This window comes from Bacillus mycoides (assembly GCF_000832605.1).
Classification (GTDB): Bacteria; Bacillota; Bacilli; order Bacillales; family Bacillaceae_G; genus Bacillus_A; species Bacillus_A mycoides.
On the sequence record NZ_CP009692.1, the window covers coordinates 2,911,216 to 2,934,746 of the forward strand.

General features: G+C 35.1%; 25 protein-coding genes and 3 pseudogenes. 17 read left to right on the top strand and 11 right to left on the bottom strand.

Annotated features, from left to right (window positions below):
- Nucleotides 1–201 precede the first annotated feature (201 nt).
- Nucleotides 202–398, bottom strand: a pseudogene (locus BG05_RS29740) (helix-turn-helix domain-containing protein); the annotation flags it as partial.
- On the opposite strand from BG05_RS29740, the gene BG05_RS30860 reads away from it, so the two are divergent.
- Nucleotides 355–504 (top strand): hypothetical protein, encoded by a 150-nt coding sequence (locus tag BG05_RS30860; protein ID WP_003190241.1) that lies wholly within the window; start codon nt 355–357, stop codon nt 502–504. The pseudogene BG05_RS29740 and the gene BG05_RS30860 overlap by 44 nt on opposite strands.
- 236 nt (nt 505–740) lie before the next feature.
- On the opposite strand, the gene BG05_RS16865 is transcribed toward BG05_RS30860, so the two are convergent.
- Nucleotides 741–1,232 (bottom strand): DinB family protein, encoded by a 492-nt coding sequence (locus tag BG05_RS16865; RefSeq protein WP_003190244.1) that lies wholly within the window; start codon nt 1,230–1,232, stop codon nt 741–743.
- 355 nt (nt 1,233–1,587) lie between these two features.
- Here BG05_RS16865 and BG05_RS16870 point away from each other — a divergent pair, with 355 nt between their 5' ends.
- From BG05_RS16870 to BG05_RS29745, 7 genes and pseudogenes are all read left to right on the top strand, one after another.
- Complete coding sequence (locus BG05_RS16870; RefSeq protein ID WP_003190247.1) at nt 1,588–2,631, top strand: ArsR/SmtB family transcription factor; 1,044 nt, start codon at nt 1,588–1,590, stop codon at nt 2,629–2,631.
- A gap of 57 nt (nt 2,632–2,688) precedes the next feature.
- Nucleotides 2,689–3,903, top strand: a complete 1,215-nt coding sequence (locus tag BG05_RS16875) for an MFS transporter (RefSeq protein ID WP_033734123.1) — start codon at nt 2,689–2,691, stop codon at nt 3,901–3,903.
- A 97-nt stretch (nt 3,904–4,000) separates the two neighbouring features.
- Nucleotides 4,001–4,327: a heme-degrading monooxygenase HmoA gene (gene hmoA, locus BG05_RS16880; protein WP_002168142.1), complete on the top strand. Its 327-nt coding sequence runs from the start codon at nt 4,001–4,003 to the stop codon at nt 4,325–4,327.
- 148 nt (nt 4,328–4,475) lie between these two features.
- Nucleotides 4,476–5,069, top strand: a complete 594-nt coding sequence (locus BG05_RS16885; RefSeq protein ID WP_003190256.1) for a hypothetical protein — start codon at nt 4,476–4,478, stop codon at nt 5,067–5,069.
- A gap of 85 nt (nt 5,070–5,154) precedes the next feature.
- Complete coding sequence (locus BG05_RS16890; protein ID WP_002127903.1) at nt 5,155–5,859, top strand: nucleotidyltransferase domain-containing protein; 705 nt, start codon at nt 5,155–5,157, stop codon at nt 5,857–5,859.
- A 218-nt stretch (nt 5,860–6,077) separates the two neighbouring features.
- The gene (locus BG05_RS16895) at nt 6,078–6,497 is read left to right on the top strand and encodes a VOC family protein (protein WP_002127901.1); all 420 of its coding nucleotides are present in this window, start codon (nt 6,078–6,080) and stop codon (nt 6,495–6,497) included.
- A 354-nt stretch (nt 6,498–6,851) separates the two neighbouring features.
- Nucleotides 6,852–7,634, top strand: a pseudogene (locus BG05_RS29745) (class I SAM-dependent methyltransferase).
- A gap of 166 nt (nt 7,635–7,800) precedes the next feature.
- On the opposite strand, the gene lsrF reads toward BG05_RS29745, so the two are convergent.
- From lsrF to BG05_RS16925, 4 genes are read right to left on the bottom strand one after another with little or no spacing between them, the layout of a single operon-like run.
- Nucleotides 7,801–8,583 carry a 3-hydroxy-5-phosphonooxypentane-2,4-dione thiolase gene (lsrF, locus tag BG05_RS16910; protein ID WP_003190261.1) on the bottom strand — a complete coding sequence of 261 codons (783 nt, stop codon included), beginning with the start codon at nt 8,581–8,583 and terminating at the stop codon, nt 7,801–7,803.
- Between the two features lie 6 nt (nt 8,584–8,589).
- Nucleotides 8,590–8,952 carry a cupin domain-containing protein gene (locus BG05_RS16915; RefSeq protein WP_003190263.1) on the bottom strand — a complete coding sequence of 121 codons (363 nt, stop codon included), beginning with the start codon at nt 8,950–8,952 and terminating at the stop codon, nt 8,590–8,592.
- Nucleotides 8,953–8,977: 25 nt separating this feature from the next.
- Nucleotides 8,978–10,540, bottom strand: coding sequence for an autoinducer-2 kinase (gene lsrK / locus BG05_RS16920; RefSeq protein ID WP_033734125.1), 1,563 nt, complete (start codon nt 10,538–10,540; stop codon nt 8,978–8,980).
- Nucleotides 10,525–11,472: a sugar-binding transcriptional regulator gene (locus tag BG05_RS16925; protein ID WP_033730719.1), complete on the bottom strand. Its 948-nt coding sequence runs from the start codon at nt 11,470–11,472 to the stop codon at nt 10,525–10,527. The genes lsrK and BG05_RS16925 overlap by 16 nt, the downstream gene beginning before the upstream one ends.
- 197 nt (nt 11,473–11,669) lie before the next feature.
- Between BG05_RS16925 and BG05_RS16930 the strand changes: the two genes are divergently transcribed.
- The 4 genes from BG05_RS16930 to lsrB are packed head-to-tail and all read left to right on the top strand — an operon-like array spanning nt 11,670 to nt 16,163.
- The gene (locus BG05_RS16930; RefSeq protein ID WP_002168147.1) at nt 11,670–13,163 is read left to right on the top strand and encodes a sugar ABC transporter ATP-binding protein; all 1,494 of its coding nucleotides are present in this window, start codon (nt 11,670–11,672) and stop codon (nt 13,161–13,163) included.
- A complete protein-coding gene (locus tag BG05_RS16935; RefSeq protein ID WP_002168148.1) occupies nt 13,160–14,128 on the top strand; it encodes an ABC transporter permease subunit in 969 nt (322 codons plus the stop codon). Before BG05_RS16930 ends, BG05_RS16935 begins: the two co-directional genes overlap by 4 nt.
- Nucleotides 14,125–15,123: an ABC transporter permease gene (locus BG05_RS16940; RefSeq protein WP_002168149.1), complete on the top strand. Its 999-nt coding sequence runs from the start codon at nt 14,125–14,127 to the stop codon at nt 15,121–15,123. Before BG05_RS16935 ends, BG05_RS16940 begins: the two co-directional genes overlap by 4 nt.
- Nucleotides 15,120–16,163 carry an autoinducer 2 ABC transporter substrate-binding protein LsrB gene (gene lsrB / locus BG05_RS16945; RefSeq protein ID WP_002168150.1) on the top strand — a complete coding sequence of 348 codons (1,044 nt, stop codon included), beginning with the start codon at nt 15,120–15,122 and terminating at the stop codon, nt 16,161–16,163. The genes BG05_RS16940 and lsrB overlap by 4 nt, the downstream gene beginning before the upstream one ends.
- A gap of 136 nt (nt 16,164–16,299) precedes the next feature.
- Here the strand turns inward: lsrB and BG05_RS16950 are convergent, their stop codons facing one another.
- Complete coding sequence (locus tag BG05_RS16950; RefSeq protein ID WP_002127892.1) at nt 16,300–17,802, bottom strand: malate:quinone oxidoreductase; 1,503 nt, start codon at nt 17,800–17,802, stop codon at nt 16,300–16,302.
- Between the two features lie 432 nt (nt 17,803–18,234).
- Between BG05_RS16950 and BG05_RS16955 the strand changes: the two genes are divergently transcribed.
- Nucleotides 18,235–19,281, top strand: coding sequence for a DUF2332 domain-containing protein (locus BG05_RS16955; RefSeq protein WP_002127890.1), 1,047 nt, complete (start codon nt 18,235–18,237; stop codon nt 19,279–19,281).
- Between the two features lie 112 nt (nt 19,282–19,393).
- Nucleotides 19,394–19,930, top strand: a complete 537-nt coding sequence (locus BG05_RS16960; protein ID WP_002127888.1) for a DinB family protein — start codon at nt 19,394–19,396, stop codon at nt 19,928–19,930.
- Between the two features lie 262 nt (nt 19,931–20,192).
- On the opposite strand, the gene tnpB is transcribed toward BG05_RS16960, so the two are convergent.
- Together tnpB and BG05_RS31580 are read right to left on the bottom strand one after the other, a co-directional pair.
- The gene (tnpB, locus tag BG05_RS16965) at nt 20,193–20,321 is read right to left on the bottom strand and encodes an IS66 family insertion sequence element accessory protein TnpB (RefSeq protein WP_002127887.1); all 129 of its coding nucleotides are present in this window, start codon (nt 20,319–20,321) and stop codon (nt 20,193–20,195) included.
- Complete coding sequence (locus BG05_RS31580; protein ID WP_232294830.1) at nt 20,302–20,700, bottom strand: hypothetical protein; 399 nt, start codon at nt 20,698–20,700, stop codon at nt 20,302–20,304. The genes tnpB and BG05_RS31580 overlap by 20 nt, the downstream gene beginning before the upstream one ends.
- 214 nt (nt 20,701–20,914) lie before the next feature.
- Here BG05_RS31580 and BG05_RS29750 point away from each other — a divergent pair.
- Together BG05_RS29750 and BG05_RS16980 are read left to right on the top strand one after the other, a co-directional pair.
- Nucleotides 20,915–21,054, top strand: a pseudogene (locus BG05_RS29750) (sigma-70 family RNA polymerase sigma factor); the annotation flags it as partial.
- 90 nt (nt 21,055–21,144) lie between these two features.
- Nucleotides 21,145–21,690 (top strand): NADPH-dependent FMN reductase, encoded by a 546-nt coding sequence (locus BG05_RS16980; protein WP_033734076.1) that lies wholly within the window; start codon nt 21,145–21,147, stop codon nt 21,688–21,690.
- Nucleotides 21,691–21,790: 100 nt separating this feature from the next.
- Here the strand turns inward: BG05_RS16980 and BG05_RS16985 are convergent, their stop codons facing one another.
- Together BG05_RS16985 and BG05_RS16990 are read right to left on the bottom strand one after the other, a co-directional pair.
- Nucleotides 21,791–22,276, bottom strand: a complete 486-nt coding sequence (locus BG05_RS16985; protein ID WP_002127881.1) for a GNAT family N-acetyltransferase — start codon at nt 22,274–22,276, stop codon at nt 21,791–21,793.
- A 52-nt stretch (nt 22,277–22,328) separates the two neighbouring features.
- The gene (locus BG05_RS16990; RefSeq protein ID WP_002127880.1) at nt 22,329–22,709 is read right to left on the bottom strand and encodes a VOC family protein; all 381 of its coding nucleotides are present in this window, start codon (nt 22,707–22,709) and stop codon (nt 22,329–22,331) included.
- Between the two features lie 261 nt (nt 22,710–22,970).
- Here BG05_RS16990 and BG05_RS16995 point away from each other — a divergent pair, with 261 nt between their 5' ends.
- Nucleotides 22,971–23,462: a hypothetical protein gene (locus tag BG05_RS16995; RefSeq protein ID WP_002168155.1), complete on the top strand. Its 492-nt coding sequence runs from the start codon at nt 22,971–22,973 to the stop codon at nt 23,460–23,462.
- The last annotated feature ends 69 nt before the right edge of the window (nt 23,463–23,531 follow it).

Sequence of the window (23,531 nt, forward strand, 5' to 3'; positions counted from 1 at the left end):
TGAGGCTTATTATTTGTATATAAAAAAGCCCCTATTCTTCCAAATTTGGATTATGATCAGAAGTTATGAAGAATGTAAATTATGTTTGGGATTAGTCTATTTCAATTTATGTAGTAAAAATTAATGTTTTTTCGCTTTATAAAGGATATGTATTAATAAGGTAAAGCAACAAAATAAATCTATTGGTAGAACGAAGGACAATTAATAGCTGCATCCATTTTTAAATTGTTTAGGTGAAATACCAGTATATTTTTTAAAGATCTTTGTAAAATGACTTTGGCACGCTGAATATATTCATTTAGAGAAATTCTAACTTCCTTTTTGAAAAGGGAAGATAGATAACTTGGATTTAATGTGACTATTTCTGCTAGATGGGATAGTGATGCTTCTGAAATGATGAACTATATGCCATTACGAGCATTAGTGAACTTTAGCGCAGGTGCTTTTACAGAAGAAATGTTGAATGAAATAATTGGGCTATTGAACGATGCACAAATGAATTAATAAGCGGTGAATGCAAGGAAGTTAGGCGGGAGATAATGGTCCGTAAATGTCTAATTAAAGTTTTACTTTATCCATTGAACATTCTTTGTTGAATTTTAATTAAGCTTAATAAATCATTGCAGGACGTTTCTCCAGCATGCAAAAAGGCAAATGAGAGTTAGAATCTCATTTGCTTTTTTTGTACTTATTCTGCTAAATGTAGAATCATATGCTTGTCTATCATCTTTAATCATTGCTTATAAATATGAACGATGAGATGGCCATGAACCTTGGAGTTTACGAAGTTGTATAATTTGACCTGTATGATAAGCATCATGCAATAGGATATTCAGATATTGTTGCCAAACTGGTAGAGACGGACTTGTTTGATCCAGTTCTGCTTCTTGAAGGGATGTTAATGAAGATCGTAAGGCATCATGTACTTGGAGCGTTCGCTTCACTGTTTGTTGCCAAGCATCATCATCATTAGGTCCACCTTGGACAAACGTGTCATCATTATTTTGTGGAGCAACAAATGTGTCATCTTGATGTAAGCGGGAAAGTAAGCGCTCTTTAAAGATTAGTAAATGGTTTGCATTTTCCCAAATCGTATTACTGGCCGTTCCTTCTGGTTGCCAACATGCTTGTGCAGCGGTAAGATTCTTTAACGCTTCTGATATCGGTGGGTACCATTCTTCTTCGTAAAAAACTTGCTTGACCCCATTTTGTAATATTTCTTTTTTACTCATTCGTATAGCCTCCTTAACTATGAGATAGACCAACAATAAGTATTAGATAAATTAGGTAGAAACGTACCTACTTATCATCTGATTGATGTTTAGAAGGTTCTAAAAGAACAATACGGCGCCGTTGTAGTAATTGCAGAAACAAACTTAGGATTTCTAAATCATTTTTCTTACTGCAATAAATTCTCCTTTCTCTTCAATAAACCTGCCTCATAGTTGAACAAGAAAATTAACTGTAGCTTAAATTTAAAAATTTGTAGCAATATAAAGTTTCAGAAGATTTTAAAATTCTAAAAAATTAGAAGGTATAATTCGATAAATATAGAATTTAATAATTAGCAAATAAGGAGGGGATTAAATGGAAGTCTTTCACGTAACGAGTAGAAAGAGGGAAACGTACAACGTTCAAATGAAGTATTCGATACTTTTCGAATGTGCACTTGGCATTGCGGCAGTTACTCATAAAAGGTTAATCGACACGCTTGAAAAATCTCAAAGTGAATGGGAAAAAATTAGACAATCATTATCGGTAGAGATGAGAGAGCATTTACAGTTCGTAGAAGAAAATAATACATGGAAAGCATTACTTCAGTTATTGTATGAGGGAGATTTTCAGGATCTATCACAGTTTATTGCAAATATCGATTCACTTTCAGAAGAAGATTTAAAGTATATATGTTTACCGTTTTTAGGAGAAGCGTATCAAGCGAAAAGACGTTTAGCTGCAAGCGGAGAAGTATCTGTAATACATGAACTAAAGGAACTGACACATGATCATCAGTTTTTCTCTACGTATATAGAGTTTGTATGTCATGCCGATGTGCGCGAACTAAAAACGCATTTAATCGCCGTTATGACAGGTTGGTATGACAGTGTTGTAAAAAAAGAGGCAGAAGAAATTGTTTCTATACTACAGCGAGATTATGAAGCGAAAAATGAAATGAATAAAAAGATGAAACCGGAAGAGTTTGTCGAGTGGGCTACAGGTGGAGTTACATATATGCCAGAGCCAAGTGTTCATCACGTACTTCTTATCCCGCAAATTACATACAGACCGTGGAACATAGAAGCTGATATTGAAGATACGAAAGTGTTTCATTATCCAGTCGCAAATGAAAGTATACATCCAGAAGATCCGTATGAGCCGAGTTATTTTTTAGTTCATAAACATAAGGCGCTCGGGGACGAGGCAAGGCTTCGTATTGTAAAACTACTATTTGAACAAGAGCGTACGCTGCAAGAAATAACGGAAAGATTACAACTAGGAAAATCGACAGTACATCATCATTTGAAACTTTTACGTTCAGCAAAGTTAGTTGATATTCAAGACGGAAAATATGTGTTGAGAAAGAAAGCAGTGCAGTCTTTAGCGAAAGAATTAGATGCATTTTTGAATAGATAATATACAACGAGAATGTACATAAAGGGAGGAATTTAATAGAAAAGTTGGTGAGCTATAGTGAAGAGTGTATTGAAAAACCGTTCATTCTTTTTTATGTGGATAGGTAGTGCGATTTCGGAATTAGGCGGGGCTTTCGGGACGTTATGTAATTCAATTCTCGTTTATGAATTAACAGGATCAAAAACAGCATTAAGTAGCATGTGGTTACTATATTTTATCCCGTCGCTCATACTACAACTTATAAGCGGTCCATATATTGATAAATGGAGCCGAAAGTGGATTATGATTTTTTCACAATGGATACGAGCGTCCGTATTTTTACTACCTTTGGCGATGCTAGTTACAGGTAATATAGAAGTTTGGCACATTTATGTTGTTCAAATTATAGTTGGACTTATTACACCGCTTTATACACCTGCAAGTCAAGCAATTACACCGAGCATTGTAAGTAAAGAGCACCTTCAAAATGCAAATGGGTATATTGATGGGATGACTCGTCTTATGATGTTTCTTGCGCCAGTATTAGGTGGCATCGTTATTCATTTTATTGGAATGAAGCTAACACTGTTCTTTGTGTGTATTTGTCTATTCATTAGTGGAGGGTTGTTGCTTTTCATTAGAGAAAAGAGGATAAAGCAAGAGCTTAGAAAAACGTGGCTAGAGCAGTTTCTTCATGGATTTACATATTTTTTCACAAGACCAGTTATCGTTTGGCTTGGTATCTTTCTAACATTCGTTCAATTTGGAGTAGGAGTAACGATGGTTACAAATCTTCCTTACATTAAAGATGAACTATCGGCAGGGTATGCTGAATACGGTTATTTTATGGCCGGTTTCCCACTTGGCTATGTAGTTGGATCAATATTAGTCGGAAAAGTAACATATAAAAGCCGGCGAATACTTATGCTTGGAGGATTGTTTATAGGTGGCCTTACATACATTTCTCTAGGGTTCAATCACAGTATTATAATTGCGGTAATTATTGAAGTAATTGCAGGTATTTGTATTTCATTTTTCAATGTTCATAATACGACGATATGCCAACAAACAGTACCAAACAATATGATAGGGCAAGTATTTTCAGTGCGATTATTTTTCATACGATCCGCTATGCCGTTAGGTGTGTTATTAGGAGGCATACTAAGTGAAATATGGGGAGTTAGAGCACTATACTTTATCATAGGTGCGATTATATGCGTCACTTCTTTAATAGGAATATTACTTCCATATTTTAAATTTTTAGATGAGGCAATTGAAGAGAAAACAGCATAATTCAAAAAATTTAAAACTTTATAATTGAAAATAATTATCATAATCAACTATAATAGAAGAATACTAGTATTCGTATTACAAAGAGGGAGTGGGATATATGTTTATCGAAACTAAAACATTTACAGTAAAAGAAGGTACATCAGATATAGTTGTAGAGCGTTTTACAGGAGAAGGCATTATTGAAAAATTTGAAGGGTTTATCGATTTAAGTGTTCTCGTTAAAAAAGTGAGACGCGGAGATGAAGAAGTAGTAGTTATGATTCGCTGGGAATCAGAACAAGCATGGAAAAACTGGGAAACAAGTGAAGAGCATTTAGCTGGACATAGAGCGGGCCGTGGTAAACCAAAACCAGATCATATCATTAACGTTGAACACGGTGTTTATTATGTGAAATCATCGAAATCGGCTTATCAACAGTCGTAAAATATAATTAGAGGTAGAGGTAGAGGTAGAGGTAGAGGTAGAGGTAGAGGTAGAGGTAGAGGATATTTGTTTATTAATAAACAAATATCCTCTTTTTTGATTTATAGTAAAATATGGATGTTATATATATTTATTTGTTTAGTTATAAATGGAGGTAAACGAAGTGAAAAAAATATTAATAATGGCAGCTTTAGCAACGACATTATTATCAGTATGTAGTGATAATAATAATAATGTGAAAGAAGATGTATCTAAGAATGAGGAAGAAAAACGTGAAAGCAGTGCAAAAATAGTAGAGCAGAAAGAGTATATCGTTATTGATAAGAATTATAATGAAATATTTCTAAAAGATGCTAGCTCAAATAAAGAAGAGAGCGTGAAAGTAAGTTTAAGTAATTTAAACCCAATAAAATGGAAGGCGCCTAAAAGAAACGGTAGCTTAGATATAGGTGATCATATCTCTTTGGAAAAAGAAGAGGGTAAATATACACCTACATTAGTAAAAGATCTTGTAGGTGAAATAAAGTATGATGGTTCAATTAAATATAAAATTTTAGAAGCAACTAATAAGTCAGTAAAGTGGTTACCACTAAATAAAGAGAACAATGGAGGGAGTGTTCCACCAGAGATGGTAAAAGTGGTGAATGCTTCGAAAATAAAAGGTGGAGATATTGTAACGATTCAAGATAAAACAAAAAGCAGTAAAGACGCAATCGTATATGAACTGACAATTGTTGAATAAGTATGTAGAAGATTAAAGGTATTAAGAGAAGTAAAATATATTTAGGTAACGAATAAATCTATAAGAATGTGTTTGGAGGTTACAAATGTTAGAAACACAAATATCTATTAAACATGAACGACATAAAAAATTAGTGAAAACAATAGTAGCTGAAATCTTATCTATAGATAAGGTAACTGGATGTATGCTTATTGGTTCTGTCGCAAGAGGTGATGCATATCCTGATTCGGATTTAGACTTATATATTCTTTTAGAAGACGGACAAAAGAAGCGATTTTATTCTGAAACGAGAGAAGATATTTTAGTTGAATATAAGAGTGCAGATTTTAATCTAATACAAGTAAACTTTAAAAACAATCCGATGGAACTATACTCATTTTTAGAAGGGAAATTTTTATTTGATAAAAGCGGTGAGTTGAAAAAGTTAAAGGAAATAGCTAAACATGAATTTGAAAACTACCGTGTTTCTAGTGATAAAGTAAAAGGCGTTTCTCATTGGTTACATAGTTCGCTAATTAAAATTAAGACTGCTCTGAAGGCAAAAGATGAGTTAAAAGCATCATATATAGTTCAAACATCAACTTGGACATTGTTAGAGGGAATATGGGCTATTAATAACAAGCCAGTACCGCCAGCTGGATCTGTTTTGAAATATATTGAAACATTATCTAAAGTACCAACGAATTTTGCAGGTTTTATAAATAAATTGTTTTTAGGTGATACGACAGAGCGCATCTCTTCAGCAATTTTCTTGATTGAGTGGGTTTTACTTAATTTGGAGAATAAATAATATGGCTATAACACTTGTCAATTTATATAGGTAAATCGATACTCCATGTCGAATGGTTCATATGATTGCATTCATTTCGAAAAACGTTCTAAGCTATAGGAAAAAGCATAAGACTATTAAAAAATAGTCTTATACGGAACACTTGAATATCTTTCCTTACATATGTAAGTGTTATTAATATGAGTATATATACCCTCTGCTTAAAAGGAGATGAGTGAATGAAGTTGAATCATTTAAATCTATGTGTTGATGATTTATCAGAAGCTAGACATTTCTTTGAAACATTTTTTGATTTTCAATTTTTGGAGCAAAAGGGAAAGGCACTTGTAGTAATGAGTGATGAGAGTGGATTTATACTTGTGCTAAGTGATCCAAAAGCATTTAAGGGGAATAAGGAAGTTATGTATCCTGAAGCTTTTCATATTGGTTTTTTAGTGGAAACTTCAAGTGAAGTTGATCAATCATATAATCGTTTAGTAGCTGGTGGCATTGAAATAGGCAAGGAACCTTATACGATGAGAGGTAGTAGTTATGGTTTTTATTTTACAGTATTTAATGGCTTATTAATCGAAGTGTCTTGTATTGATTATAGAGACGGTAAGAAAGTTTCAAAATCCAATGACACTCATCAAGAGTAATTGTTTGAAGGTGTATATGTAGCCCCTTATCCAGTTTGGAAAGGGGCTTGATACCATTTTAATCCTCTTTTTTAATGGAACACTAAAGTGAAAAAGAAGCGTCTTTTAGTCAGAAATCCGACTTATGAGACAGTTCCTTTATTTTTGTTTTCATATTTTATTATAACTGAAACAATTCTCATTTTTTACAATATAATCAATTAATTTAAATATTTAGAAAAATAGGATGTTTATGTGTTAAAATAAATATAGAAAACCATTTATTAACTATCGGCAGGTTAATAGAAAAAGGGTGTAAATAGTTAATAATGTCACAATTAAAATGCAACTAGATAGTTAGGAGGAATGATTATAATGGATACTACACAACAAAACAGTAATGCATGGGATAAGAAGGTTGAAGAAGGTTCTAGATACACTCAACCTGTAAGTAGTGAGGTTATTGAAAAAAGTAAATCAGGTGAATGGGAAATCACAGTCACCACAGAAAAATCAGTTCCTAGAGATTGGTTTCCAAAGTCATTAGAGGGATTAAAGATACTTTGTTTAGCATCAGGTGGAGGGTAACAAGCACCAGTACTGGCTGCTGCTGGGGCAGATGTAACAGTTACTGATATATCTAAGAAGCAATTGGAACAAGATGAAATGGTAGCGGAACGGGATGGATTAACTTTAAAAACAGTACAAGGAGATATGTCAGACCTTAGTGATTTTGAAGATGAATATTTTGATATTGTCGTAAATCCTGTTTCTAATTTGTTTGTAAAAGATGTTCATCTTGTATGGAATGAGATTTCAAGGGTTTTAAAGAATAAAGGTATTCTTATTTCTGGATTTACAAATCCTTTACTATGGATTTTTGATGACAACCAAGAACAAAAAGGTATTTTGGATGTTAAACATTCAATACCTTCATCAACATTGGATTATTTACCAGAGGATGAAGTTCAAGATTATATTAATTTAAATCAAACAATAGAATACGCACATACTCTAGAAGATCAAATCCAAGGTCAAGTTGAAGCTGGTTTTGTTATAACGGGTTTTTACGAGGATGATTTTGGTGGAACAAGGATATTAGATAAGCATATTAAAACTTTTATTGCTACAAAAGCTATAAAGTTAAAGGTTGATTAAAATTTTTGGCTCGTTAGTCGAAGAAGGAAACTTGAAAACAGTAAAAGTTCAATGTATGTCAAAAAGGATGGCAAGTGCCATCCTTTTCCTTGTGTAGTTTGAGTGTCAAAACAAGTTTTACTCCTCTTAACTGAACCCGTTATAATAAATAGTCCATCTTTTCACATTAATTTTTCACATCATTATATAGTTCCAGCGCCTCTTTCACATTCAATCTATTTTTTACAATGCCATGAATCGCTTGAATCATCGCAGCTGGATGTTCGGATTGCCATATGTTTCGGCCCATGTCTACTCCGATTGCGCCTTCTTGCAGCGCATTGTACGTAATGTTTAATGCGTCTTCGATTGAATCTAGTTTCGGTCCGCCCGCGATTACGACTGGAGCAGGGCATGTGCTTGTGATTTTTTCGAATCCTTCGCAGTAGTACGTTTTAATAATATCAGCTCCCATTTCAACACATACGCGGGAGGCGAGTGCTAGAAAGCGAGCTTCACGTTTTTGTAGTTCTTTCGCAACGGCGGTAATACCGAGTACTGGCAGGCCGTAATCGTGAGCTTCAGAGACTACGTTTGCGAGATTTGAAACAGTTTGTGTTTCATAGTCTGATCCAACAAAGACAGAAACGCCGACGCCAATTGCGTTTTGTTTTACTGCTTCTTTCACAGGTGTAACAATTGTTTCATTCGCTAAATCTTTGCCTACTACAGTTGCCCCGCCTGATACACGCATAACCATCGGTGTGTTGCAGTTTTCAGGAATACAGGAACTTAATACGCCTCGTGTTAAAAAGAGGGAATCAGTATATGGAAGCAAGTTTTTAACTGTTTCTAACGGTTGTTCAAGTCCGTGAATTGGCCCTAAAAAGTAGCCGTGATCTATCGCTAACATAACCGCTCTGCCGTCAGGTAAAATTGTGTTTAATCGATTTTTAAATCCCCAAGTCATTAGGAATCACTCCTTCGTTAATGTTGGATTTTCAGTTTGCACTGTATCTTTATTTGGTAAATATGGTGATTTTATAAAAACAGCTTTAAAAGGTTTGTCAGAATGGTTAATAAGATAGTGAGATTCATGAGGGCGAACTTGCAAGACATCACCTTGTTTGATTGGAACTCTTTCGTTATTCACATAGAAATCTATTTCGCCTTCTAACGCATAGAAGACTTCTTCGCACGTTGTATGATAATGATTTTGAAACTCTTGCCCAGGCTGAATAACAACAAGGCCAAGATCAATATTTGGACCTTGTATTAAATATTTCGGCCCGTTATCACCGAAGCGATAGGAGAAATCATTTTCATTCGCTTTTAACATACATTTCACTCCTTTATGTAATGTGTTACAGAGCACCGGGTGCAATCCACATATGTGAGGTGATCCCTTTATCGGCTAAAGCGAGCTGACTGTTATACACAGTTTTCCATGTTTCATAGAATTCCTTATATAGTTCATGATTTTCAGTGACTGGCTCAAATGTTTTTTCCCACTGTACAAACTGTTCGGCAGTCGCTGCCATAGATGAATATATGCCAGCACCAACCCCAGCAGCAATTGCAGTTCCTAAAGCTGCCGCTTCTTTTACAACTGGTACTTTCACTGGGATTCCAAGAACGTCTGAAAGAATTTGCGGCCAAAGTTTTCCTTTAGCAGCGCCGCCAGCAAAAATCACTTCAGAAGGAAATTTCCCTGTGAGAGCCTCTATTAATTTCAAGTTGCCGAATGTAACGAAGGCGGCATTTTCTTCTATTGCCCGGAACATTTCTTTTTTACCGCATTTTTCAGCATCTAAACTTAAATTTAAAAAGGATGGTGCAGCATGTCGCCAAGAAATATAATTCATTACATTTGAAAAAGTGGGGATTATGCCATGTGAGCCTACAGGAACTTCTTTCGCTTGTTCTTCTAGTAATTCATAAGCATCTACACCGAGTTTTTCAGCGAGCCGTTTTTCTTCATGGCAAAAGGCATCTCGAAACCACCTCATAACAAGGCCAGGGAAGAAAGCAATTGTTTCGTATTGCCATAGGTTAGGAATGACGTGGCAATTAACACGAATCGCCGCATTTGGATCAGTTTCTGGTTTTGTTATATTTACTTCTTGTTGCCAAAAACTGCCTCCGCATATAAATGTTTGTTCAGGCTTTACAACTCCAGTTCCAAGCGATGCCATTTGTGCATCTCCGCCGCCAGCAACGACCGGTGTTCCTTCATGTAATCCTGTTAACTCAGCACTTCGTTTTGTGATATTCCCGATAACTGTACCAGCTTCATTTACTTTTGGAGAAAAGGCTAGAGTAAGACCGCATTGCTCAGCAACCCAGTTATCCCAAGCTCTATTTTGTAAATCGAATATACCGGACGTACATCCGTTTGAAGGATCAATTTGTAGTACGCCGCACAATTTATATAAAATCCAATCGTTTAACATCGTGAAAGAATGAATGCTCCTGTACACGTCTGGTTCATGTTTTTTAATCCAAAGTAAGCGAGGTAAAGCACCTAATGAAAAAGTTTGACCAGATTTTTTATATAAATCCTTTTCAATTTCGGAACGAATTTGTTTTAGTTCACTAACTTCCGCTGACGCGCGGCCATCAACATTTGCACAAGCCCATATTTCCTGCCCGTTTTTATCGTATAAAACAAAGCCTTCACGCATACTCGTTGCACTAATACCTTTAATAGAAGAGGAGGACGTATTACTTTTTTGAAGAACCTCTTTCGTACATTGTTGAACGAGCTGCCAGTTTTCAGTTACATCAAAATTCATAGAACCAGGGTAACGACTATCTGATTTATGAATCCATTCTTTTTGACTAACAGCAAGTTGATTACCGTTTAAATCAAAAAGAACTGCTCGAATGCTCCCTGTACCAGCGTCGTAAGCTAATAGAGTAGACATTGAGAGTCACCTTCCTTTCTTAATAAGGAGAGGGCAGTTTCTTCATCGGTAATTAATGTATGAATGAACTTTCCTTTTAAGGCGCCGTAAATTGCAGCTATCTTTTCCGTACCGCCAGCTACACCAACGACATGTTTCATATTTTGAAGAACAGAGAGTGGTGTGCCGATAAGACGGTTATGATGGGGAAGTTCTAATTGTTTTCCGTCAGTATTATAAAATTGCCCTAAAATATCTCCAGCCCCGTTTTGACTACGTATATAAGTCATTTCACGTAGTGTTAATTTTTCTTCTTTCACAATTGTGGCGTCTTGAGATAAGCTGCCAATGCCAACTACTGCTGTATGAGCGAGTGAAGCGACGTGAAGCATATCTTTCACGCTCGGTTCAGATAGAATAATTTGCGTCATTTCGTTTGTAGATGTTAGAAAAGGGGTAGGAATAATATGAAGATCGCCTTGCATGTAGTTTAAATAGCTTTGGTTTCTTGGAACATAGTGATTTACGCCTCCTGTAAGAGTAACGATTGAAAGATTCATAGAGCTATCAAAATGAATGTTTTCTAGCATTTTACTTATCGTCTCTCCCCAGCCAATCCCAAGTAAATCTCCTTGTTGCAGATGAGTTTCTAAATATTGTGCGGCAGCTTTTCCGAGTGAAAATGCATAATCTTCTGCTGGCGTTGGAATAACGAAAGCATCTTTTAGATGGAATTTTTTCATAAGGTCACGTTCGATGCTTAAACAGTGCAAACCAGTACCTTTTACGTGAAATGTGACGACACCTTCCGTCCGTGCTTTATCTAACAACCGAACGACTTTATTTCTTGAAATGTGAAGAAGGGAAGCAATTTTTTGCTGGGTTAATTGATCTTTATAATAGTACCAAGCTACTTTTGTTAACAAATTGTCTTCAAAGCTCAGCTGTGACATACTCTTCATCCCTTTCAACAATTGACCACTGCTTAAACATATGTGTTCGTTATTTTGTTTATTCCAGTTGAAGCGATAAATAGTCCAGTGAAAAAAGTGTTCTAGATATGAAAAAAGAAATATACAATGCTACAAAACAAGTAGAACAAAAAATCATTTTCTCAAAAAATGTTCTGCATAAAGGCAGGTGACAACATGTGGAGAACGTGCCCTTATTACAAGTTACAAAGATGAGTAAATCATTTGCAGATCAACTCGTATTAAAAGAAGTGAATTTACAATTAGAGCCTGGAGATGTATACGCTTTAGTCGGAGGGAATGGTGCTGGGAAATCAACGTTAATGAAAATATTAACGGGCTTGTATTCATACGATGCTGGCAAGATGTATGTGAAAGGGAAAGTACAACAGTTTTCAAACACAGCAGAAGCACATCAACATAGCATATATTTAATACCACAAGAGCCACTCATCTTTCCGCATATGACAATTGAAGAGAACATTTGTATCGGAATGAAAGCGAAAAAGAAAGAACTTCGAAATAAAATTAATAAGTTGCTAGAAGGCTTAGGTTGGAACATTCAACTTCATAAGCTAGGGTTATCGTTATCCATTGCCCAGCAACAATTAGTAGAAATATTGAGGGGATTAATAAGGGAAGCTGAGATTCTTATTTTAGATGAGCCAACATCGACATTAACAACTCACGAAATTAAGAGTCTTTTTGTGTTGATAAAAAGCTTAAGAGAAAAAGGAATTGGCATGATATACATTACGCATCGTTTTCCAGAAATCTTTGAAATTGCAAATAAAGTAGCAATTTTGCGTGACGGTATGATTGTAAGTCAAGGGGATGTATCAAGCTATACATATGACATGCTAATGGAGGGGTTATTACCGAAAGATTATAAACTTGAGGAGAAGAAAGAAATCGCGCAAGAAGAAATAGAGCATTCGGAAAAAGTATTAGATGTCATGAATGCGTCTAGTTATGCTTTTCAAAATGTATCATTAACTGTACACGCTGGAGAAATTGTCGGGATTTCAGGTATTGTCGGATCAGGTAGGACTGAATTAGCTGAATCAATATTTGGATTAATGCCTTTGAAATCAGGTTCCGTTTTATTAGAGGGAACATCCATTACGAAGTATTCGGTACATAAGCGAATAAAGGAAGGTATGGTGTATGTACCGGAGGACCGGGCAGGGAATGGTATATTTTCAATTGCGTCTGTTAAGGAAAATATAACATCTGCATCTTTAAACAGTATGAGTAGCTTCTTTTTAAACAACAAAAAAGAAAGCGCTTTATCAGAGTTGTATATAAAACAGTTTCGAATTGTTGTCCCTCATATGAATGAGAAAATGACGTCTTTATCAGGTGGGAACCAACAGAAGGTCGTGCTAGCAAAATATCTTGCATGTAATCCGAAAGTGATTATTCTTGATGAACCGACCCGCGGTATTGATGCGAAAGCAAGACTAGAAGTATACGAAACGATACAAAGTTTGAAGAGAGAGGGACTTGCGATCATATTAATCTCTTCAGATGTAGAAGAAATTGTTCAATTAGCGAATCGGGTATATGTGATGAGAAACGGAGAATTCGTCTCTCATTTAGAGAAGAAGGAAATTTGTATTGATGAAGTTACACGCCTTGCGTACGGAGGAAAGAGAGGTGTAACGGAGTGAAACGTTTATTTAAAATGCATGAGACGTCAATTATTATTTTATTACTTCTTTACATAGCCTTCGTTGGAGTAATGAATCCGAGTTTTGTGCAGTTTAGCTCTTTATCTTTAATTATGAAATCAAGCGTTATTTTAGTTGTTTTGGCAATTGGTCAATCTTTCGTATTGTTTACGAAAAATATAGATGTATCAGTAGGGTCTATTATGGGATTAAGCGCTGCGGTTTGCGGGATGTTGTTAACAGATGGATACAGTGCCTTTATTTCGATATTTGCGGCAATTATATTTGGTGCTCTTATTGGTATGGTAAACGGAATTGGCGTTACGAAATTTCGAGTGCCAGCTATCATTATGACATTAGGAATGCTCGGTATTATTAGAGGTGCAATGTTAATATTTACGGGCGGAAAGTGGATTGAAGATATTCCGAATGAGTATAAACAAATTGCTTCTATTATGATGTTAGGCCTTCCGATAACGGTATGGACCGTTCTTATCATATTACTACTACTATATTTCTTTTTAATGAAAGTTCAAATTGGAAGATATTTTTATGCGGTCGGTGATAATGAAGATGGTGCAAGGCTTATTGGAATACATGTAGATAAAGTGAAAATATACGCGTTTATCATATCAGGCATAAGCGCTGGGCTCGCTGGATGTATATTCGTAATGAATATTGGATTCGTTCCAAATCAAACAGGTACAGGAATAGAATTGCAAGTTATCGCCGCTGCTGTTTTAGGTGGTATTCATTTAAAAGGAGGAACAGGCTCTATATTTGGAGCGGCATTAGGTGCATTCTTCTTAGAAGTGATAAGCAGTTCACTCGTCTTTTTAAAAATACCTGCATTTTGGAATAGTGCTATTTCAGGATTTTTACTTCTACTCATCATCGTATTAGATAGTGTCTTAAAAAAATGGAAGAAACTCCGGCAATTAGAAGAAAGGAGGGTGAATCTATGAAAGGAATACGTAGCTTGTATAGATGGGAAGGGGTTCTTCTCATATTGCTTCTCGTAGAATTCATTCTCTTTAGTTTCATAAATAGTGATTTCTTAAACATTAGTAACCTCCTTTTTAGTATGAACGATTTCCTCATTATTTCAATCGCGGCTATTCCGATGACATTTGTCATTGTAACTGGTGGAATTGATGTTTCAGTAGGATCTATTATGGGGCTTACTTCGATTCTTATCGGAGTACTTTGGATGAATGGTATGCCTATACTGTTGGCTGTTATCATTGCGCTCGTAGTAAGTTGTATAGCGGGCGGATTAAATGGACTTATTATAAAAATGACAGATGTAGAACCTCTTGTTGTTACACTTGGAACGATGTTTTTATATGCGGGAATCGCCCTTGTTATTTCAGGTGGTTCGGGTGCAGCGGGCTATGAAGGAATAAGTGGTTTACCAGATTCGTATGTGCAACTGGCAAATGGTAGTTTTATCGGTATACCTAATCTATTATGGCTCCTTGTCATTTTAACGATAGTATTTACGATATTGTTTCACCGTACAACATATGGTCGCTACGCAAAATTAACTGGCGTAAATGAAAGTACGGCGAAATATTCCGGTATTCGAACGAAGAAAGTGGTGATTATTGCTTACGTACTTTCTGGGGTAGGAGGTGGATTAGGAGGAGCTTTCTTAACAGCTTATTTTGGTTCTGCTCGTGCTGATATTGGAAGTGAAACGATTTTGCCAGTTATTACGGCAGTTGTATTAGGCGGCACACTTATTACGGGCGGAAAAGGGAGTGTTATTGGGACGGTACTAGCAAGTATTTTTATAGGACTCATGCAGTACGGTTTGCAAATGACGGGCTTAACGAATGAACAATCAAATGTAGTAATAGGTATTATCCTTATTATTTCTGTTATTATGAGACATTTCAAATTACAACGATTCACCACGGGGAAAAGAAGGGATTTGCATAAGGGGGAAATGTCATGAAGAGAAAATTGGGGATTGTTATGATTATGTGTATTTGTTTAATCGGTTTAATTGCTTGTTCTAGCCAAACAGCGGATAAGAAAAAAGTAGATGATGTAAAATTTGCGTTCATTCCGAAATTAACGGGAGTTGGCTTCTTCACATCAGGCGGTGAAGGTGCAAAAGAGATGGGAGATAAGTTAGGTGTACAAGTGAAGTACGATGGACCGTCTGAGGCAAGTGTATCCGGGCAAGTAAAATATATAAACAATTTTATTAACCAAAACTATGATGCGATTATGGTTTCATCTACGTCAGTTGATGGTCTCTCGCAATCATTACAACGTGCAAAGAAAAAAGGAATGACAGTATTAACGTGGGATTCTGATGTGAATCCGAAAGACCGTTCGTTTTATATTAGCCAAGGTACACCAGACCAACTTGCAAACTTATTAATTGAAATGACTTCGAAGCAAATTGGAGATAAAGGAAAAGTAGCATTCTTTTATTCAAGCCCGACTGTAACAGATCAAAATCAATGGGTAACGAAGGCAAAAGAGATTATTAAAGAGAAATATCCGAATTGGGAAATTGTAACGACGCAATATGGTGAAAATAATGCGCAAAAATCTTTATCAGTAGGAGAGAGTATTTTAAAAACGTATCCAGATATTAACGCAGTAATATGTCCAGATGCAACAGCACTTCCAGCGATGGCGCAAGCAGCTGAAAATTTGAAAATGGATAAAAAAGTAGTCGTAACTGGTTTTTCGACACCGAACGTTATGCGTGATTATGTAAAACGAGGAACGGTACAACAATTTGGATTATGGGATGTAAAACAACAAGGTGCACTCGCAACGTATGTCGCAAATGAAATTGTTGTAAAAGGGAAAAAATTAAAAGTAGGGGATAGCTTCGAAGTAAAAGGAATCGGCAAAGTGAAAGTAGAACCAAACTCTATTCAAGGGTATGACTATGAGGCAGAAGGAAACGGTATTATCGTACTTCCTGAACGAGTTGTATTTATGAAGGATAATATTGATAAATATAATTTCTAGTTGAGAGTTAACGGAGATTTTTCATTTCTTGTCGAATCGCTGATATAATTTTAGTCACTATATTTCTTCGTCAGACATAATAAAAACGTCCGAATATATCGGACGTTTTTATTATGTCGTTTTTTTAATCTATTCATTAATTGTGAACAGCTTCTTTTTCATTTAACCCAAGTGTGCGCCCTGTTGAAGCGTGAAGCTCTTGGAACAGTCTTGGATTTTCCGTAAGTGACACGCCGTAAGAAGGGACCATTTCTTTTATCTTTGGCTCCCATTCTAGTATACGTTCTGGGAAGCATTTTTCTAATACTTCAAGCATAACGTGAACCGCAGTAGAAGCACCTGGAGAAGCACCAAGTAACGCAGCGATTGATCCGTCATTTGCACTAACAACTTCTGTACCAAATTGAAGTGTTCCTTTACCACCTGCATCAGTATCTTTAATTACCTGCACACGTTGTCCAGCAACGACAGTATCCCAATCTTCACTTTTAGCGTTCGGAATAAACTCACGTAATTCTTCCATACGCTTTTCGTGTGATAACATAACTTGTTGGATTAAGTATTTTGTTAATCCCATTTCTTTTACACCGGCTGCTAACATCGTTAAGACGTTATTCGGTTTTACAGAACCAATTAAATCAAGGTTTGAGCCAGTTTTTAAGAATTTAGGTGAGAAGCCTGCAAATGGTCCAAACAGTAAAGCTTTTTTATTGTCTATATATCTCGTATCAAGGTGAGGTACAGACATTGGTGGAGCACCAACTTTAGCTTTTCCGTATACTTTTGCATGATGCTGCTCTACAACTTTTGGGTTTTTACATACCATAAATAGTCCACTTACTGGGAATCCTCCAATATGTTTTGACTCAGGAATACCAGTCTTTTGAAGTAGAGGTAGACTACCACCACCGCCGCCGATAAAGACGAATTTCGCAGTATGATGTTCAATTTTGCCACTATTCATATCATGTACTTTTACTTCCCACAAACCATTCTTCGTGCGTTTAATATTTTCAACACTATGTTTGTAGTTTAGCTCAACATTTTTAGTTTTTAAGTAATCAAATAACATGCGCGTTAACGCACCGAAGTTAACATCTGTTCCAGAGTCAATCTTCGTTGCAGCCATAGGTTCATTAGAATTACGACCTTCCATAATGAGTGGAAGCCATTTTTTTAATGTGTCAGGTGCATCAGAAAATTCCATTCCTTGGAATAGAGCGTTTTTTGAAAGCGCTTCAAAACGTTTTTTTAGAAACTCTACATTTTTTTCCCCTTGCACCAAACTCATATGAGGTAGTGGCATAATAAAATCTTGTGGATTACGAATTAAGTTTCTTTTTACAAGATAAGCCCAAAATTGTCTTGAAAGTTGAAATTGCTCATTTACTTTTACAGCTTTACCAATATCTATAGACCCGTCAGATTTTTCGGATGTATAGTTAAGCTCACATAGCGCAGAATGTCCTGTACCAGCATTATTCCATTCGTTAGAACTTTCTTCTCCGGCATTAGCGAGTTTTTCAAATACTTTAATTTCCCATTCAGGTGCCAATTCTTTAAGTAATGATCCTAACGTTGCGCTCATAATTCCTGCGCCAATTAAGATAACGTCTGTTTTTTGCTGCATGTTGCTCATGATAATCTCTCCATCCCCTATATTGGCAAAAAAGAGTAGGTGTTTTTTATATCTAAGCCGTAAAAAGAAAACACCGCCTAGGCCCCACCTAGGTACTTACCTTTTTTGTCTCAATTATATAACCATCTCATAGTCTATTATAATAATTAATAGACTAAAATATCTAGTGTTATCTGATAATTTTAAACTATTTAACGTTTTATTTCATAGAATTCTTCTGTCATAAGGGTAAAAAGCATAGTAGTAAAGCGGGAATTGGAGAAGAATTCCAGTTTGATGTTATGTCAAAAAAACTTACTAATACTTTTATTTTTAAGTTTTTATCTTTGGGAATTTGTAAGAATCTGTTTTTATTACATCTAATTTGAAAAAATAGAGCAAATAACAAATTAATGGTAAGATTATTCTGAAAATAAAATAAGGGGGATACCAATGCTTACAAAAGAACAAGTCGCAAACTTATTTCGGAATTTTTCTGTGAATGAATGTAAAGGATCTAGTGACTTATACGAATATTTATCAATAAAAATTTCTGAAGATGAGGAAGTTCTTACGTTAGCTTCCTACGCACAACCTGGTCAACCAGTCCCAAACTTATTATTAGGTGCAGTCCATTATTTATTGTTAAAAGGAAAAGAGCACAGTTTAAAAAACTATTATCAAAGTTTAGTTGAAAATGCTGATATAAATTTTGAAAATGCCTTTTACCAATTTAAAGATTTTTGCCATGTATATCGAGAAGAAATTATCTCTTTATTACAAACGAAACTTGTTCAAACGAATGAAGTAAGACGATGTGCCTATTTATATCCAAGTTTCTGTTACATATTTAATAAAGTGAACAAACCATTGGCGTTAATAGAAATTGGTACAAGTGCGGGATTACAACTATTTTGGGATCAATATCGTTATTCATATGGAACGGAAGAAATGTATGGAAATAGACAATCAAATGTTCATTTACAATCAGAAATAAAAGGGGAGAAGAAGCCCTCCTTTTTAGAACAAAGTCCACCTGTTATGGAAAGAATCGGACTAGATTTACATGTGAATAATTTAAATGATGAAGAAGATTATTTATGGTTACGCGCGCTTATTTGGCCAGAACATAAAGAAAGACTTGAACTATTCGATCAAGCAGCAACGCTTGTAAAAGAAAAATCAGTACAATTAATTGAAGGGGACGGTGTAGCACTTCTTCCAGCCATTGCAAATCAAATAAGGGAAGATGCTGTAATCTGCATTTTCCATACACACGTCGCAAATCAAATACCTGAAAATGTAAAACATAAGCTAGAAAAACAAATTAAAGAAATAGGTGCAAAACGTGATGTATTCCACCTATATAACAACATGTGGGACCGTGACCTTCATATTGATTATTATATTAACGGAAACGAATATTGTGAAACTGTTGGGGAAACGGAAGGGCATGGGAGATGGTTTAGTTGGGGGCTTGGGGATAAGCCGCTTTGTTAATGTAATCCTATATAGGATGGGGCCATTTTGTTTTAAAATTATTTTTTTTGATTAATATGATAATAATTTATGATAAGTTGTATATAAGGATAAAATAAAAAGGATGATAAGCATGCAAAAGAGACCAGAGGCAAATGAATATAACCCGTATTATTCAACGTACATAAACTTAATACCAGATGGAGATATCATACATATTCTAGAGCAACAAATGAAGGAAACGAATCTTTTATTGAAGGATATTTCTGATAGTGAGGGACATTTTAGATATGCTCCTAATAAATGGAGTATAAAAGAAGTAATCGGTCATATTGCGGATACTGAACGTATCATGGCGTATCGATTGCTTTCCATAGCAAGAGGCGAGACAGCAGAACTTCCTGGATATAACGATGATATGTATGTTCTTAGAGCAGATTTTGATAAGCAATCTATGCAAGATCTTCTTGAGAATTTAACAGTTGTTCGCCAATCTACTATGCATTTGCTTAAAAGTTTAGATAAAGAAGCTTGGTTACAAAGGGGAATTGCGAACAATTCTGAAGTCACGGTTCTTGCATTAGCAAACATTATTGCTGGTCATGAGCTTCATCATCGTCAACTTATAAAAGAACGTTATTTGGGTTCTAATGCATATCCAGCATGTTAAAATATGAAAATAAAAAGAGAATGATTCATAGGGAATTTCTGAATTATTCTCTTTTTATTTTTCTGCGTATCAGTGGAATTATAAATGTTTTTTACAAGGTCTATTCCTTCTCGTTGATGCTAATAGGGGGCACTATACATGCCCATCAAGTTAAGAGTGGGTATTGGGGTTTGTGTAGCAATGAAACCAAATCACGCAATAAGCATTAGCGAACATTAGAAATAGTAAAAATGCCACTTTTTCCTGTTAAAACGGGGTGATTTTAAATTTCAAATTCTTCTTTTACAACAGTCGCTAGTCCATCAATTGATTTACGTAAATCTGTTTCCCCTTGTGCAAGATATACTTTTTCTATTGTGATTTCTGACGGCTTATTTATTAGTAAATTCATCGGGAGTCCAAGTAGCGATTTCATTCCCAGGTGCAGCAACTACAAGCCAATCATCAAATTGGACCCCAGCTTGCCAGCATTCATAATAGTCATGAAACCCATTTACAAACATGATTTGCCCGTTCTCAAATGTTATAAATAAATGCGGAGATTCATTAGCAAGTTGTATGTTTGTAACTTTTTGTCTTCTTACATCAAAAATTCTCTTATATTCTTCCTCCTCAGTATAATCGTCAAATTCATCCTCATTAGAAGGGTACTTTTCTGGTGGAGTATGAAATAAAACCCATTTCGATTCGATGTTGATATATAATTGCCCATCATAATCAACTGCAGCTTCAAAATTTGTAAAATGAATTTTTATAGTTGTTGGAGAAATACCAAATTACAATCCATCAACTTGTGCTCCTATGAAGAGATGTTTTAATACATTTTCAGCATAAAGTTTGTCTTCTTTGTTCATTATACGAATCCTCCTTTCTGTAAAATATATAGTATATTTTCATTGTAATAAATAAATTTTTATGTAAAATGAACCTTTTGTGAGAAACGGGCGAATATAGTGTGAAAGCTCATGAGAGGGGAACGTAATTTTGGATGAAGTAGAATTAAAAGAATGGCTGTATAAAATGGAGTCTGGGGACCAAGAAGCCTTTCGAGTTATTTATAAATTAGCAAGTAAAGATATTTATAGACAGTAGTATTTTTATTAGGGAATCAAAAGCAAGATGTCAAAATTGATGAATGTACAGCTTGTTAAATAGTTCAATATTTTTGATTTTTCTCTGGCTGCATAAGTATGATGTTTGTAGGAGGGGATCATATGAGTATACACAAAAAAATCATAGCGATTTCAGGAAGTATTAGGGAAGAATCATCCAACACAAACATATTAAAAACTTTAGCAGCATTTATTCCAGAAGGTATAGATTACACTATTTATAATGGGATAGAGGAACTACCTCATTTTAATCCGGATGTAGATCGAGTTGGAGCACCGGTTGTTGTTGAAGAATTTCGAAAGACATTAAGTGAAGCACATGCACTTATTATTTGTACACCAGAGTATGCAAAAAGTATTCCAGGAGTTTTGAAGAATGCTTTAGAATGGCTTGTTTCATCAGCGGAACTTTATAAAAAGCCAGTGGCTATTATAACAGCTTCACCATCAATTGCGGGAGGGGATAAAGCCCATGAATCTTTATTACTTACACTAGGTATGCTAGATACAATTGTCGTTCAAAATGGCTCGTTATTAATCCCATCTGTGCGAACTAAATTTAGTGATGATGCAAAAGTAACAGATGAGGATACAAAGAAAGCTCTTATCTCTTTAGTTCAAAGTGTAGTAGACGAGATAAAGAAATAGTGATTTAGTTCGTATTAAGGTGAAAATGGGACTTTTATAATAAAAAAAGATAAAGGCAATGCTACGGTTAGTTCAAATGTAGCATTGCCTTTTTATATAGTTAAATATATGTACTCAAAATCTCCCCAGGCAATCCATCAATCTCGCAAACTTTTTCAGATGTAAAACCAACGTTTAGTAAAATCTTCCGAGAGGGGGTATTGCTCGGATCGATAATTGCTTTTAGTACGCTTACATCTGTCTGCTTCGCTATTTCAATTAATTCTCTTGCAATATAACTACCATATCTTTTTCCCCAGTGCTCTGGCAAAATCATATACCCAATTTCAGCTTCTTTTACATTATCTTCATTCACTGTTACATGTCCAAGGCCGATAAATTCATTTGTTGCACTGTCATAAACTTTATAAGACCCAAACAGTTTATGCTTTTCATTGCGCCTTAACAATTTTTCATAGTCGTTTTGTGCCTCTTCTAGCGGAATAGCACGCTCTGTAATTTGTGCCATCACTCTTTCATTTGATACGAGCTGGAAATATGGACTAAAATCTGTTGCTTCAAATTTTTTGAAATGCAGTTTATGCATAGGGTTCCTCCAAACGAATTTTTATTAGTTCTTCAGAAAAGATAAACGATAGTTAAATAGTGATCTCTATTTGATTGCCTTCCGGATCACTAATTACACTTTCGTAATAGCCATCTCCAGTGAAACGTGGTCCATTTAATAAAGGAGAACCAGCTTCTTTTAACGTTTTTGTTAGTTCATTTACACGTTCTTCACTACCAACAGAGAAAGCCATGTGTGCATAGCCAGTGATATTTAGGTTAGGCTCGTTTTCTATGCCTTTCTTACGCATAATTTCAAGGCGCGCTCCAGATTCGAACGTAATAAAATAAGATTCAAAGTGTTTCGCTTCATTATGATATAAAGAGTTTGCTTTACCGTTAAAGTACTTTGTATAGAAAGTACGCATTAATTCTAAATCATTTACCCAAATTGCTATATGTTCGATTTTCATTCGTTTCACCAACCCATTCTTTATGTAAATTAAAAAATATGTACTCTGTAATAATTAGCGAAATTCAACAACACTAATTAGATGTTCACTTTATTAAATTTGCATGCATATTGCAAGAAATAAGAATGGACGTTAGGAAAAAGCGGATTGTAATGAAAAATTTTTATTAATGGTATTAGATAATTTTTAAGTCATAACATGCATACAATGTCTAATTAAGTGAATTACGTACGTCAAAATTTCAAATAAGGAGGGACATTTGTGGGGCAATTTGAACAAATGGTGATTGTCGGTATTTCCATGTCTTTTATACTGTCTATTATGATATTAGGGTCTACGTATTATAATCCTCGCCTTTGGTTAAATGATTATCCGAAAGATATTCAAAAAGTAGTTTTGCCAAAATCGATAAATGAAAAAAAACAAACGTTTTATTTCGGAATTATTTACAATATTATTCTCTTCGGAACGCCTTTAGTTTCTACATATATACTACATCACCATGGAAAATTATTGTATATTGAGGCCTATTTACATACTTTTGGGATTGTAATGATTTTCAATTTAGTAGATTTATTAATAATCGATTGGCTTATATTTTGCTGGATTACTCCAAGATTTGTTGTTATTCCTAGTACTGAGGAAATGAAAGGATATAAAGACTATAAGTTTCACTTAAGAGGTGCAATAGCTGGAACGCCATTTTTAGCAATTGTAAGTTTATTTTTGGCAGGAATTGCGACAACTATCTAGTGTGAAGTAGAAGGTCATGAAGAGTTTATAGAAGATAAGTAGATTTATAATGTATAGAATTAGAAATGA

Bases quoted from the DNA above. Each gene is read 5' to 3' on its own strand.
- BG05_RS16985 (WP_002127881.1), bottom strand. From the start codon at position 22,276: ATGCATAAACTGCATTTCAAAAAATTTGAAGCAACAGATTTTAGTCCA.
- BG05_RS16980 (WP_033734076.1), top strand. From the start codon at position 21,145: ATGAGTATACACAAAAAAATCATAGCGATTTCAGGAAGTATTAGGGAA.
- BG05_RS16960 (WP_002127888.1), top strand. From the start codon at position 19,394: ATGCAAAAGAGACCAGAGGCAAATGAATATAACCCGTATTATTCAACG.
- BG05_RS16990 (WP_002127880.1), bottom strand. From the start codon at position 22,709: ATGAAAATCGAACATATAGCAATTTGGGTAAATGATTTAGAATTAATG.
- BG05_RS16895 (WP_002127901.1), top strand. From the start codon at position 6,078: ATGAAGTTGAATCATTTAAATCTATGTGTTGATGATTTATCAGAAGCT.
- lsrK (WP_033734125.1), bottom strand. From the start codon at position 10,540: ATGTCTACTCTATTAGCTTACGACGCTGGTACAGGGAGCATTCGAGCA.
- lsrF (WP_003190261.1), bottom strand. From the start codon at position 8,583: ATGACTTGGGGATTTAAAAATCGATTAAACACAATTTTACCTGACGGC.
- BG05_RS16915 (WP_003190263.1), bottom strand. From the start codon at position 8,952: ATGTTAAAAGCGAATGAAAATGATTTCTCCTATCGCTTCGGTGATAAC.
- lsrB (WP_002168150.1), top strand. From the start codon at position 15,120: ATGAAGAGAAAATTGGGGATTGTTATGATTATGTGTATTTGTTTAATC.
- hmoA (WP_002168142.1), top strand. From the start codon at position 4,001: ATGTTTATCGAAACTAAAACATTTACAGTAAAAGAAGGTACATCAGAT.
- BG05_RS16940 (WP_002168149.1), top strand. From the start codon at position 14,125: ATGAAAGGAATACGTAGCTTGTATAGATGGGAAGGGGTTCTTCTCATA.
- BG05_RS16950 (WP_002127892.1), bottom strand. From the start codon at position 17,802: ATGAGCAACATGCAGCAAAAAACAGACGTTATCTTAATTGGCGCAGGA.
- BG05_RS16890 (WP_002127903.1), top strand. From the start codon at position 5,155: ATGTTAGAAACACAAATATCTATTAAACATGAACGACATAAAAAATTA.
- BG05_RS16925 (WP_033730719.1), bottom strand. From the start codon at position 11,472: ATGTCACAGCTGAGCTTTGAAGACAATTTGTTAACAAAAGTAGCTTGG.
- tnpB (WP_002127887.1), bottom strand. From the start codon at position 20,321: ATGAATTTACTAATAAATAAGCCGTCAGAAATCACAATAGAAAAAGTA.
- BG05_RS16865 (WP_003190244.1), bottom strand. From the start codon at position 1,232: ATGAGTAAAAAAGAAATATTACAAAATGGGGTCAAGCAAGTTTTTTAC.
- BG05_RS16955 (WP_002127890.1), top strand. From the start codon at position 18,235: ATGCTTACAAAAGAACAAGTCGCAAACTTATTTCGGAATTTTTCTGTG.
- BG05_RS16870 (WP_003190247.1), top strand. From the start codon at position 1,588: ATGGAAGTCTTTCACGTAACGAGTAGAAAGAGGGAAACGTACAACGTT.
- BG05_RS16885 (WP_003190256.1), top strand. From the start codon at position 4,476: ATGGAGGTAAACGAAGTGAAAAAAATATTAATAATGGCAGCTTTAGCA.